Source organism: Oscillatoria sp. FACHB-1407, from assembly GCF_014697545.1.
Taxonomy (GTDB): Bacteria; Cyanobacteriota; Cyanobacteriia; order Elainellales; family Elainellaceae; genus FACHB-1407.
Window position 1 is genome coordinate 137,504 of record NZ_JACJSA010000002.1, and the last position, 13,003, is coordinate 150,506.

Genomic DNA, 13,003 nt, shown 5'->3' on the forward strand with positions numbered 1-13,003 from the left:
CGGATCGGGTCATGCATGTACCCATAGCGGTTCCTCCATTCTGTGTTTGGCAAAGCTCGCATGAGCCGTGAGGTTTCGGGAGGTTCGACCGAACTGCTCACACAAGCCCTGAGCCGATTACGGTTCTGCTGGGCTCACCAAACGTATCGAAGCCTGTACCTCGTTCTCATCTCAATTCGTCCCGCTACATTTCTCTTCCCGGAGGCAGAAACCATGCAACAAAAGCAACTCAGCCGAGTATTGATTGCAGGGGCAACTCACGGGAATGAGCTGATAGGTGCATTTTTAATTCACAAGTTTGAGCGATCGCCCCACTTGATCACCCGCTCCAGTTTTGAAACGCAAACGTTGTTGGTTAACCCAAAAGCCCTCGCTGCACGGGTGAGATACATTGACACAGATTTGAATCGCAGTTTTAATCGCCCCTGTCCAGCCCATGAGTTAACTGCCTACGAGGACTTGCGCGCCAGGGAAATCGAACAGGTGTTTGGCCCGCAGGGCAAGGCTCCCGTTGATGTCATTCTGGACTTGCACAGCACCACCTCCAATATGGGGTTGACCCTGATCATTGATCGTGACGATACCTTTTTGCTTCAGTTAGCAGCCTATCTAAGTGCGATGGACTCATCCATTCGGGTCTATCATTCCGCTCACTCTGGGCGTGGTCACGACTCGTTGCGATCGCTCGCCAGATTTGGGTTGGGCATTGAGGTAGGGGCGATCGCTCAAGGAATTCTGCTGGCAGATCTTTTTTTCAGAACAGAAGCCCTGATCTACTCCATCCTGGACTACCTCAACCAAGTCAATCAGGGAGAACCGCCAGTCATAGATCAACCGCTAACGCTCTATCGCTACATCAGGGCGATCGACTATCCCAGAGATCCGTCGGGTGAAATTCAAGCCATGATTCATCCGCAACTTCAGTTTCAGGACTATCAGCCTCTTCAGTGTGGCGATCCAATGTTCTTGTCCTTTGATGGCAGCATCATTCCCTATCAGGAGCCCTCAACGGTCTATCCCATCTTCATCAACGAAGCAGCTTATTACGAAAAGGGGATTGCCATGTGCCTCACCGAAAAGCAGGAGATGGGGGTCGGTGAATTGGGGAAGTGATACCCATCGGTTGTGCGATCGAGACAGTTGAGGCAGGGGGGTGTGGGTCTGCACCCCAGCCAAGGGTTCCACCCCTGCACCCCTCTGAACTAACCTTTTAGCTGCTATAGCTGTAGCCACATTCATGGGCGGAGGCAAGTCAGGAAGCTTTTCCAGCATCCGGATTTGAGGCATGGCCTTTGCCTTAAGCTTTCTGACCAAAGCTACATAGTCTAAACGAAAAAAGTTTTTACTCAAACAGTTGACATTTAAACAATGGCTTGTTAACTTATAAATAACAAGATTGTTTGGACTAAAACAATTCAACTCTAAATTGAATCTCTTCAAACAGTCCGGCTCAAACAATTCACAAAAACCTGAAAGGAGATCCACAATGAAACGCCTAATGCTTGCTAGTTTGTCTGCTCTGGTTTTAAGCACCTATGCTGGAACGGCTAACGCTGCAACTCCTCCATCTGGCGATTCTAATCCCAGTGACCTTCGTAACCCTACAGTAGATACCAGCGAAGTTATCAGACCTAACACAACCCTGAAAGCCCGCCCGGTTTCTGGCGATTCTAATCCCAGTGACCTTCGCAACCCTACAGTAGATACCAGCGAAGTTATCAGACCTAACACAACCCTGAAAGCCCGCCCGGTTTCTGGCGACTCTAACCCCAGTGACCTTCGTAACCCTACAGTAGATACCAGCGAAATCATTCGCCCGAATGCGCTCAAGGCACGCCCGGTTTCTGGTGACTCTAACCCCAGTGACCTTCGTAACCCTACAGTAGATACCAGCGAAGTTATCAGACCTAACACAACCCTGAAAGCCCGCCCGGTTTCTGGTGACTCTAACCCCAGTGATCTTCGCAACCCTACAGTAGACACCAGTGAAGTGATTCGCCCAAACGCTAAATAGTTACATCGTTAGTCAAATCGTTTGAGTTCATTTTTTCGTCGATTGTTTGCATAGATACTATACAAGTGCAAACAAAGGAGGTGCTATGACAACCCGTTTGATGTTTCCAGGTTTGATGAGTTTGATTGTTGCTTTGGCATCGCCTCAAGCCATCTACGCCTATCCAACAATCACTACATCAACTGGTCCGACTAACCCTGCACCCAATCTACCCGAATTAATGCCGGGATTCCCAACTATTAGCGTGAACTAGGCGATCGCAAGACATAACCTGAAAACAGACATCTTTTATAGGTGTCTGTTTTTTTCAGTTTTAAATGAGTTGTAAGTAGGTGGTTGTAAATAAGTGTAGGAAAGGGGGTTTGGAGGCGTTGCCCCCAAGAAGGGGGATACATCCCCCTCCACCCCCTCCTCTATCTGATGTTTAATTACACCAAGCTACTTAATATAAGAGGCTTGTGAGAAGTACACTCCGTCGGGGGCGTCACACAACCCATTTGAGATTGCTATACAAATCATGCTAATTGTTTAGCATCCCGATTAATTGGAACATGGATAATAAATTCTGCGCCCCCTGTCGGACAAGCCTGGTAACTCAAGTGTCCTTTATGCAGTCTGGCAATTATTTGATGGCTGGTGAATAGCCCTAAACCAACCCCTTGTCCAATCGGTTTTGTCGTGAAAAAGGGTTCAAAGAGATGAATTTCATCTGCTTGAGAAACACCAATACCATTATCTTTAATACACAGTTGAATCTCCTGTTCATCTGTTACCCGTACATCAATCCAAATGGTAGGTTGAAATGGCTCTTGTGTCCCTCGATCAATTTTTAGTAACAATGCGTCGATCGCATTCTGCAATAAGTTCAGTAGAGCTTGATTAAATAGATTGGCGTGACCTAAAAAGGGTGGAATCTCCTGATAGCTTTTCGACACTGCAATCTCAATTGACTCATCTTTTAACTTCAATTGATAATGCAAAATGGTCAAAACGCTATCAATACTCGCGCACACATCAATAGGTTTGATGCCTGATTCATCCATGCGGGAGAAAATGCGTAAAGCATTTACTACTGAACGAATTCGCTCTGCGCCTGTATTAATCGATTGCAGCAATTTGAGAAAATCTGGAACCAAAAAATCCAGGTCAATATCCTCTATGAATTCTTTGATTTCTGGAGATGCATCTGGATAGCTTTTTTGATAAAGCTGAATTAGCGTGATCAATTTTTGGCTGTAATCAGCCGCAGGTGGCAGGTTGCCCAGGATAAAACTCAGAGGATTGTTAATTTCATGAAAAATTCCCGCTGCAATCCGATTAGCGTTGACTAGTTTTTCTTTTTGGACTAACTCAGCTTGCGTATTTTGAAGAGCCAACAGCATATTTTGCAGTTGGTCATTGCGGTTTTTTAACTCTTTCTGCAAATTTTGTAGGGTCAATTGAGTTTGCACCCTGGCTAACACTTCCTCTAATTGGAAGGGTTTTGTAATGTAATCGATCCCCCCAACTTGAAATGCCCGAACTTTATCGGCGACATTATTTCCCGCACTCAGAAAAATAACCGGAATTGAAGCTGTTTCAGGGTTATTTTTGAGGTTTTCACAAACCTCATAGCCCCCCATTCCTGGCATATTAACATCCAGTAAGATCAAATCGGGTGGTAAAACTTTTGCAGCCATGAGAGCCGCTTGACCGTTTACAGCTTTGCGAACTTGATAGTTTTGTTTTGATAAGAAGTCAGACAAAAAACGGATATTCTCAAGTTTGTCATCAACGATGAGAATATCTGCTGTAGCTGTGTCATGGTCAAGGCACATATCCATATCATCAAACTTAAAACCTAGGGTTTTGACTCAAGACACATGTGACTGAGTGAGGGTTATGAGTTGGTCAAACTGATAGTTTTCTACCAATTGGGTGAGGGTGGCAATTAAGCTAACATGCTCACGGGGAATTTGAGCAATCAGTTTCAGGCTCAGGACATCACTTCCTTGAGCCACCGCTAGATGAAATTGATTGATCCAGGAAGGGGGCATAAATGCCAGTGCATCTGCACTGAGAGCAATGGTAGGCGGTTTTGGGGCAGCCGACTCATTCAGGGTCAGAGGCTGATAAACGAACTGTACACCTAATTGCTCAGACAGTGTTTTGAAGATTGCCTCTCGACGAAATGGTTTGCTGATAAAAGCATCACATCCTGCTGTTAAGCTATCTTGTCGCTGTTCTGCAAAGACACTGGCAGTCAAAGCAACTATTTTAGTGACGTGTCTGGTGGCACTGGGGCTCGTTGATAAAAGAGCATGTTGGGCGATCGCCTCTCGTGCGCGAATCTGGCGGGTTGCCTCATAGCCATCAATAATAGGCATATGCATGTCCATGAAGATGAGATGGGGTTGCCACTGCTCCCACAGGGCGATCGCCGCTTGCCCATTCGTGACTTCTTGAACTTCCAGACCCAAATAGCTCAGGAGTTTGTTCAATACCAGGCGGTTATCAATATTATCTTCTGCAATCAAAATGCGATAGCGAGTATCGTTAGGAGCAACCCCCACAACTCGTTCCATGGATGCTGTCGTAGCCGCAGATGGGGATTGTACCAACCCCACCTGAATCGAGAAGCAAAAAGTACTTCCCTGCCCTGGTGTGCTGCGGACGGTGATTTCGCCCCCCATTAACTGCACAAACCCCTGGCTAATTCGCAGTCCCAACCCCGTTCCTTCTTTGGACTTCTGCCCCGTTTGGGTTTGTTGAAACGCCTTAAATAAATCCTTGAGTTCATCCGGTGCAATGCCAGGACCCGTATCATCGATTTCAAAGGTCAACTTATACGGATGAGATGACCCATAGCCGTTGGCAGAAAACAACCCTTCTCGGTGTTGGACATTGACTTGTAATGTCACACTGCCCTGTTCTGTAAATTTAATCGCATTCCCCAACAGGTTAATCAACACTTGACGCAGCTTGTTTTCATCTGTTCGGATGTACTGCGGCACGTTGGCGGTGTAGTTGAAGTTTAAGCTTAAGCCCTTGGAGTGAGCTTTGAGTTGCAGCATCGACTCCAGGTTATGCAGCAAATTGTGCAGATCAAACTCAGTTTCCTGAAGTTCTGATTGCCCTGCTTCAATCTTAGAGAGTTCCAAAACATCGTTGATCAAACCAAGCAAGTGCTCTCCACTTTGATTAATAATCTCGATGTATTGTCGGTGGCTTGCAGCCAGATCTGTATCTTGTTGCATCAGTTGGGTAAAGCCCAGAATCGCGTTGAGCGGGGTACGAAGCTCGTGGCTCATATTGGCGAGAAATTCGCTCTTAGCCTGATTCGCTGCATCAGCGACTTCCTTGGCTTGCTTGAGTTCTTCGGCTTGCTGCTGAGTTTGTGCTAATAATTCGGCTTGTTGGACGGCTACGCCCAATTGATTGCCAATCTGAGTAACGACTTGAATCTCAGTGTCCTGCCACGATCGCGGCATGTTGTTTTGGTAGCTGGCTAACAAACCCCACAATTGGTTGCCCCGAAAGATCGGTGCAATCACATAGGCACGGGCTTGCAACTGCTCCAATAAGTTCAGGTAACAGCGATCGAACCCGGCTTCATAGATATCTGTAACGCAGCAGTAACTATTTTTGTGGCGATAAATGCCTCCCTGATGTTCCTGCAAGTAAGTGTCCTTGATCAGGACATCTGAGCTACTGAGTTGAGTCGTAAGACAATTGGGTTGATCGATCGCCACTTGCGTGAGTGTGGGGTTGCTCATTTGCTCCAGGATCGTCTGTTTCCAACCCTCTGCTACTGACTCAGCAATAATTTCGCCGCTCCAATCAGGTTTGAATCGATAAATCAGGACGCGATCGCACCCTATTGCCTGTCGCAATTCAGCCGTCGTCGCCTGGAAAATCGAGTTCAGATCCAGGGTTTGGCGCATTCGTAAGACAACACGGTTAATAGCCTGTTCTCGCTCTGCCATCAGTCTCAGAGCCGCTTCAGCAGCAATGCGCTCGCGAATTTCAACTTGCAGCGTGGCATTAGTTTCAACCAGTGCAGCCGTGCGTTCTTCTACCCGAAATTCGAGTTGCTCATAGGTTTGATGTTTTTCATCCTCTGCCCATTTGCGTTGCAACTCTGTAGCCGCCCGCGACGCAAATACATTCATCAGAGTTTTAGTGCGGGTATTTGACTCAAAGGGCTTGATATCCAGAATGCAAAGTGTCCCAATAACGGCTTGATGGCTATCCAGCAGTGGCACTCCCACATAGCTCTGAGCGTTAATCGCTTGAAACAAGAGAGCATCTGAAAATCGCTGCTGAAGCTGATCTGGGCAATTAAACAATGCCTTCGCTTCGATTACCTGTTCACAGGCTGTCCCGGCTATCTCATACTCAAAGTTGTCTGCTAAATGGTCAACTGACCAAAACGCTAACGTACGGAATGCCTGAGGGGATGAGTCACTAATTCGTTCAGTGATGATGGCATAGGAGACGTTGAGGGCAGTTGCCAGACTTTGAACCAACACCGGAAAGAAATCCTGCCCGGTTACAGAGGCAGTTCCAGCGACGATGGTTTGCAGCGTTTCTTCTGTTTGCTGGCGTTCCAGGATCTGAGCTTGCAGCGTTTGGTTGACGGCTTCCAGTTGCTCTGGCGACTGCATTGCCAAAAACTGGGGCAACAGTTCTGCCAATCGGAACGCTGTATACATAGATATAAAGGCAGTTGCAGCCCGCTCAACCCCACTCACCCAGTAGTCAGGATGCCACAAAGTCCAAATATCCAGCAGGTGCCCGACCCCGCACAGAATGATAAACACTCCAAACAAGCCGAAGACGTTCGAGAAAGGCGCATCCTTTCGACGTGACGCGAAATAGATGAGCATCGCCGGAATCGAGAAATAGGCGATCGCAATTAGAGCGTCGCTGACCAGATGGAGGGTTACAAGCGGAGGTTGCCAGAGATAACAATGCCCGTGGGGGATGTAAGACAGGAATGACACGAGTGATTGCAGCAGCTTAAACATGGGTGGTGCAGGAGTCAAAATCAGTGTTAGTTGTTTTGGCACCTAAGTGAGAACAGCATCAGATCAACCTGCCCTACATAACCACATATAGCCGTATGCACTTCGATTTAGAACGGGGTAAAGGAGTGGAACCCCTGGGCTGGGGCAAAGCCCCACACCCCTTGTTCTAAAGCTAGAGCTACCGCTATAACAATGGCGTTTGAGCTCGTTTATGGTGAATGAACTTAAGCGTATTGGATGGTGAACAACCCTGTGTATGAATTTGAAGCTATAACTCGATGCCGATTGGTCGCGCACTGCGACCTGCGGAGGTAGGCTTTTCTGAGGTAGCAGAGAGTCAACTGCAAAGATGAGTAGGGGCTCAAGCTCCTACTCAGGGATATACAAAATAGTGAGCAAATCTTACGTTAGCCCTTTGGCTAGATGCTACCTTAGAAATTTTGTCTTGAATACCTTAAAGTAACAAGACTACAGGAATCAGATGCACATTATGTCGTCGAGTCGTGAAAGGTTGATAAACCTTTGTTTCAAATTTTACACTGACTCAAGTTTTGCATTGAGTACAAAAATTTGCCATCCATGATCGTACTTTAAGTCGGTAATTTAGCCGTTCGGGAGGGAACTTTACTCGTTTGATAGGCATGAATGGATATGACCCGGTTAATTTGGAGTGACTGAATTCAGATGTGGCATCCTGATATTGATGAGACTCTTTGTTTAGAGAGTAGAACGTGAACAAACAAGCTCACCTCACCTGATGTAGATTATTCCCATCACGGTTTCTCCATGCAACTCCCGTACATGTCAGTCTTATCAGCTCTTTAAATCCGGTATAAGACCCCTTGGAAACGGTGTCCTTGCTCTTGAATTGAATCTCGTAACAGCGTGTGACTTCTCTTGATCCGATTTCAGAACAGCCCCTACCGCAAAAGCGAAAGCGAGGTGTTGTCCTCAGTTCGCAAGGATGGCAACGGTTGCAAGCCGCAGAGTATTTGTCGGCTGTAAGAAATAATGGTGGTAACCCCTACACCTTAGAAGAATTGAGCGATCGCACTGGGCTAAGCTCCAAAACCCTGACCAAGGTGCGACGACGACAAAGCCCCGTTGACCAACCCAGTCTTGCCTCCTACTTTGCAGCCTTTGGCTTATCACTGGTGGCAGATGATTATATCAGCCATGACTCCGACAGTGAGACATCAAATGTGCTTTTGACTGGGTTGCTGCAAGCTCCCCTCAAGGGACAACTGCCGCTCAGTTCCCCGTTTTACATCTATCGACCCCCTGCTGAAAATCTGTTCCTTCGGGAAATCTTTCAACCCGGTTCTCTGGTTCGGATTCGCGCCCCTCGACAGTTTGGCAAGACGTCGCTTGTGGCTCAAGGGGTCAAACAAGCCGAAGAACGCGGCTTTCGTACGGCGATCGTCAGCTTGCAACTGGCACGCTACTCAATTCCTTGCAAGGGCACGACGCGGCTATTTGGGATGTGGCATTTAGCCCCGACAGTCGAGTGCTTGCCTCTGCTGGAGCCGAAAATGTAACCATTCTCTGGAAAACGGAGAGTGAATTCCGGAGAACCATTCACGGTCTGACCGCTCTCATCCTGAAGTTGCTATTTACCCAGGATGGTAGCGTCATCGCAACGGCTGGAAACGACAAAAGCATTCAGCTTTGGCCGTTAGATGGCACTCCCCCCCGCACCATCAACGCTCACGAAGCATCGACAGGCAGAATTGACCTCAGCCCCGACGGCAAAACGTTGGCATCCGTGAGCGAAGATGCCACGCTGAAACTGTGGACTCTGGATGGCAAACTATAGTCGTAGTCACCCCAGTTAAGACAAGGCACTCAACAGGACAGACGGGATTAATCGCGTCTCTCGCAGCAGGACTCCAATGCATGTCCTAATGGTTTTGGCGATCGCTATATTACGAGTCTTTGATGATGCCAAAGTTGCTCTCGTCTCAGTATCATGGCATCCCAGTGGTCAGAAGATCGCCGCTAGCGGTGCCAATGGCACGATCTGGATATGGAACATAGACGGAACCCTGCTGAAAACTATCAAGGCACATACCGCCCCTGTCTGGGACATTAAATTTAGCCTTGATGGTCAACGGTTAGCGTCTACCAGTAATGATAAAACTGTGACACTGTGGACAGCAGATGGAACCCTTGTCAAAACCCTGGAAGGTCATAGTGCTGCCGTTTGGCAAATAGCCTTTAGCCCTGACGGTTCTCTGATAAATCTACTGTCAGTTTGGGTTAAGCACGTAGTGAATAAATTCGTGGCTATCTATAGCAACCGTTGAGATAGGTGAAACGAGGGGGTGTAAGGGCGGCGTCCTGACCAACCCTTTGGGTGCTCTACCAGCTACTCCTCAATGCGGACTTCGATCTTCATGCGCTGGAGCTTCTCTACTGCCCATTGGTCAAAGAGTTCGTTTTGCAGCATTTGTTGAATTTGAGGATTGTCCAGAGAGGCAGGCAGCGATCGCTCATAACGAAACACGCTCCAGGTTCCATCCAGTTCCAAAGGTCCCAGCAAATCACCCGGTGTTGCCAAGTCGATCGCCGATCGCAAGTTATCCGGCAACTCGCCTCGACTCACCAACCCCATCATGCCGTTAAAGATGCCATCCTCCGCTGTAGAATATTCGCTGGCAAGTTGTTCAAAGCTGGCTCCCTCTTCAATCTGCTGTTTCAACTCCTCGGCTAATTCTGGCGACGCCACCACGATGCGCGACAAAACCACCTGATCGAGGTATAGCTTACGTTCGATAAAGTATTCCTGCAATCGGGGTTGGGTCACTTGAGTTCTTAACTGCCCCAGGCGGAGATCCTGCTGAACCCGCTGACGAAATTGGGTTTCATCGATGCCCTGCTCCGCGAGCCACTCCCGAAACTGGTCAGGTGTTGCAAGTTGGTTTTGCAGTCGAAACTCTGCTGCGACTTGCTCAATCGTTGCAGTCGTCACATTTAGATCGGTGTTATTTTGGAGCTCCTGCTCCACCACGTATTGCCGCAGGATAACACCAATAAAGCCATCCATTTTCCCTGTGATTTGCAGGTATTGCAGGACTTTTGCAATTGGGATGGGTTGATCATCCACAAATAAAAACGTATTTGATCCCATGATTTGTTAAGCATTACTACAATGCGTTGATGGTCAGTGGTTAATGGTCAGTGGTCAATGGTCAATGGTCAGTGGTCGATGGTCAGTGGTCGATGGTCAGTGTCAGTGGTCGGTGGTCAGTCATTGTTCATTGACCATTGGCTATGTAATCTCACGCGCGACTCTTCATCAACCCCTAACTACTGACCTTTAACCCTTAACCATTGACTACTAACCCTTAACCATTGGCGATTAACCATTGACGATGGACAACTGACTATTGACTATTAACCCTTCCACTCACCCCAATTCAGCCAAGATTTGGTTAGCCGTATCACACAATTCCCGATGATACGTCCCATTGCTGGCGATCAGGCATCCCCACTGGTTGACGTCGCCTGTGTTATATCTCAACGGAGAACCATCGGCGTGGGTGAACGCTCCACCTGCCTCGGTCAAGATGAGTTCTGGGGCGGCCATATCCCAATCTTTGGGGGCTGACTTACCCGAAAGGGAGATATACACATCAGCACGTTGATCGACGATCGCTGCGATTTTGCCACCCACACTACCGACAAACAGTTGGTTCTGACAGGGGAGTTGTTTCAACAGGGCATTGAAGCGATCGTCCCGGTGGGTGCGGCTCACGACAACGGTCAGGTCTTGAGGATGGCTGCGATCGGACACATGGATTCGTTTTGACATTCCATCTGGCGTTTCTACAAAAGCACCGCCCCCCAACGTGGCGTAATATAGCTTGTCTAGCTCTGGGCAAGCGACCACCGTGAGTACGGGGCGACCCAGATGCGTGAGTGCCAGGTGAAAGGCGTATTCTCCGGTTTTGTCAATGAAGTCGCGAGTGCCATCAAGCGGGTCGAGAATCCACACCCACTCATTGGCGATCGCCGCAGACTTGGCTTTATAGGTTTCCTCGCTGAGATAGCCAAAGGCATCCCCAAACGTGGTGTGCAGTTTGTCGAGGATATAGCGATTGACCGCCAGATCAGCCGCTGTTACAGGACCATCTTTTTTGTCTTGCCCTTCAACCTCGGCTTGGGCTGTGTTTTGCCACGGTTCACCCCGATAATATGACCGCAGGATTTTGGCAGCACCCCACCCCAACGACCGGGCGATCGCCAAAATATCTTCAACGGGTGTACCAATGATGGTTTGCAACGTGTCCACTCTGCCTATCCTCAACCACTTCAATAATTAGCCCAATTCACCAGCAATTATAGGAGATAAGGGAACGGGGAGCAGGGAGTGGGGAGTGGGGAGCAAGGATGAAGGATGAAAAAAGAAGAGCGAAGAGAGAAGAAGGATAAAGGATGAAGGATGAAGGATGAAAAAGGAAGAGCGAAGAGAGAAGGATAAAGGATGAAGGATGAAGGATGAAAAAAGAAGAGCGAAGAGAGAAGAGAGAAGGATGAAGGATGAAGGATGAAAAAGGAAGAGCGAAGAGAGAAGAGAGATAAAGGATGAAGAGGTACTTTGAGACTGTAAATTATTTTGTGTAAGCGGTCAAAATTAGTTCAAATATCAGGAGACCGCCCATGCCTCGCCGTCGTCGCCTGGAAGATAAAGTAGACCACCTGCTCGATGAGTTGCTTGCCGACTACTCCACCCCAGAGCAAATTCTGGGAGAACAAGGACTGCTCAAACAACTCACCAAAAGACTGGTAGAACGAGCACTGCAAGCAGAATTAAGCCATCATTTAGAGACTGAAGCTCAGTCCCCACCTGCTGAAGAAACCCATTCCAACAAGCGTCGCAATAGTCGTAACGGATACTCCTCTAAAACCGTCAAAGCAGATTGTGGAGAATTGGCACTCTCGATTCCCCGCGACCGTGACAGCACCTTTGAGCCGATTCTGGTACCCAAAGGGGAGCGACGCTTGAGCGGATTAGATGACAAGATCCTGGCAATGTACGCCAGGGGGTTAAGCACCCGCGATATTCAAGAGCAACTAGAGGAACTCTACGGGGTGGAGGTTTCTCCCACGTTGATTAGCCAAGTCACCGATGCGGTCAGTGACGAGGTGCGTCAGTGGTAAAGCCGCCCCCTTGCCAAGCTTTACCCGATTGTTCATCTCGATGCGATTCACGTTCATGTACGAGAAGACGGGCGGGTGAGCAATCATGCTGTTTACGTTGTCCTGGGCGTAACGCTCGATGGGATCAAGGAAGTCTTAGGGCTGTGGATGTCTGCCAATGAAGGAGCGAAGTTTTGGCTCAAAGTACTGACAGACCTCAAAAATCGCGGCATGGAAGACATTTTTATTGCCTGTGTTGATGGACTCAAAGGATTTCCAGAGGCGATTGCCGCCGTCTTTCCCAAAACACGAGTGCAGTTGTGTATCGTGCATCTGATTCGCAACTCTTTACGCTATGTGCCTTGGGGCAGCCAAGCCGAAGTGATTGCCGACCTCAAGCCGATTTATCAAGCTGCAACGGTGGAGGAGGCTGAGACCGCCCTCGAAAACTTCGCTGATAAGTGGGATCAGCTCTATCCGACGATTTCCCAGATCTGGTTGCGTCACTGGGACAACATCATCCCCTTCTTCGACTACCCGCCAGACATTCGCGAGGTGATTTACACCACCAATGCCATTGAGTCGCTCAATCGTTCGTTGCGTAAGGTGCTCAAGACAAAGGGGTGTTTCCCCAATGAAGAATCGGTCTACAAGCTGCTTTACTTGGCGCTCAACAACATTGCCAAAAAGTGGACGATGCCGATTCGTGATTGGAAAGCTGCACTCATGCGTTTTGCCATTGAGTTCCCCGTGCGCTTCGCGATACCCGCAAGGGGTCGCTTTCCTCACTGTTAGTCAGTGTCTTACACAAAAAAGTTGACACTCTCCTATCTGTTAC

At 48.4% G+C, this 13,003-nt stretch carries 11 protein-coding genes and 1 pseudogene; 8 read left to right on the plus strand and 4 right to left on the minus strand.

Annotation, left to right across the window (positions count from 1 at the left end; genetic code table 11):
* The first annotated feature begins 60 nt into the window (after positions 1-60).
* From H6G89_RS03800 to H6G89_RS03810, 3 genes are all read left to right on the plus strand, one after another.
* Positions 61-1,113 carry an aspartoacylase gene (locus H6G89_RS03800; RefSeq protein WP_309229566.1) on the plus strand — a complete coding sequence of 351 codons (1,053 nt, stop codon included), beginning with the start codon at positions 61-63 and terminating at the stop codon, positions 1,111-1,113.
* A gap of 373 nt (positions 1,114-1,486) precedes the next feature.
* Positions 1,487-2,014 carry a hypothetical protein gene (locus H6G89_RS03805; protein WP_190503958.1) on the plus strand — a complete coding sequence of 176 codons (528 nt, stop codon included), beginning with the start codon at positions 1,487-1,489 and terminating at the stop codon, positions 2,012-2,014.
* Between the two features lie 85 nt (positions 2,015-2,099).
* Positions 2,100-2,267: a hypothetical protein gene (locus tag H6G89_RS03810; RefSeq protein WP_190503959.1), complete on the plus strand. Its 168-nt coding sequence runs from the start codon at positions 2,100-2,102 to the stop codon at positions 2,265-2,267.
* 262 nt (positions 2,268-2,529) lie between these two features.
* Here the strand turns inward: H6G89_RS03810 and H6G89_RS03815 are convergent, their stop codons facing one another.
* Both H6G89_RS03815 and H6G89_RS03820 read right to left on the minus strand, forming a co-directional pair.
* Positions 2,530-3,837 (minus strand): hybrid sensor histidine kinase/response regulator, encoded by a 1,308-nt coding sequence (locus H6G89_RS03815; protein WP_190503960.1) that lies wholly within the window; start codon positions 3,835-3,837, stop codon positions 2,530-2,532.
* 30 nt (positions 3,838-3,867) lie between these two features.
* Complete coding sequence (locus tag H6G89_RS03820) at positions 3,868-7,065, minus strand: GAF domain-containing protein (RefSeq protein WP_339384539.1); 3,198 nt, start codon at positions 7,063-7,065, stop codon at positions 3,868-3,870.
* An 845-nt stretch (positions 7,066-7,910) separates the two neighbouring features.
* Between H6G89_RS03820 and H6G89_RS36195 the strand changes: the two genes are divergently transcribed.
* The 3 genes from H6G89_RS36195 to H6G89_RS03835 all read left to right on the plus strand — a co-directional run bounded on the left by H6G89_RS36195 (position 7,911) and on the right by H6G89_RS03835 (position 9,329).
* Positions 7,911-8,561, plus strand: a complete 651-nt coding sequence (locus H6G89_RS36195) for an AAA-like domain-containing protein (protein ID WP_190503961.1) — start codon at positions 7,911-7,913, stop codon at positions 8,559-8,561.
* Entirely contained in the window at positions 8,507-8,839 is a 333-nt protein-coding gene (locus H6G89_RS03830) for a WD40 repeat domain-containing protein (protein WP_375539680.1), read from the plus strand. Before H6G89_RS36195 ends, H6G89_RS03830 begins: the two co-directional genes overlap by 55 nt.
* 76 nt (positions 8,840-8,915) lie before the next feature.
* Entirely contained in the window at positions 8,916-9,329 is a 414-nt protein-coding gene (locus H6G89_RS03835) for a WD40 repeat domain-containing protein (protein ID WP_190503963.1), read from the plus strand.
* Positions 9,330-9,391: 62 nt separating this feature from the next.
* Here H6G89_RS03835 and H6G89_RS03840 read toward each other — a convergent pair whose 3' ends face one another.
* Positions 9,392-10,153, minus strand: coding sequence for a peptidylprolyl isomerase (locus H6G89_RS03840; RefSeq protein ID WP_190503964.1), 762 nt, complete (start codon positions 10,151-10,153; stop codon positions 9,392-9,394).
* Positions 10,154-10,196: 43 nt separating this feature from the next.
* Here H6G89_RS03840 and H6G89_RS03845 point away from each other — a divergent pair, with 43 nt between their 5' ends.
* On the plus strand, positions 10,197-10,346 hold the full coding sequence (locus tag H6G89_RS03845) for a hypothetical protein (RefSeq protein WP_190503965.1): 150 nt from the start codon (positions 10,197-10,199) through the stop codon (positions 10,344-10,346).
* Between the two features lie 86 nt (positions 10,347-10,432).
* Here H6G89_RS03845 and H6G89_RS03850 read toward each other — a convergent pair whose 3' ends face one another.
* On the minus strand, positions 10,433-11,317 hold the full coding sequence (locus H6G89_RS03850; protein ID WP_309229569.1) for a 3'(2'),5'-bisphosphate nucleotidase CysQ family protein: 885 nt from the start codon (positions 11,315-11,317) through the stop codon (positions 10,433-10,435).
* A gap of 368 nt (positions 11,318-11,685) precedes the next feature.
* On the opposite strand from H6G89_RS03850, the pseudogene H6G89_RS03855 reads away from it, so the two are divergent.
* A pseudogene (locus H6G89_RS03855) lies at positions 11,686-12,960 on the plus strand (IS256 family transposase).
* The last annotated feature ends 43 nt before the right edge of the window (positions 12,961-13,003 follow it).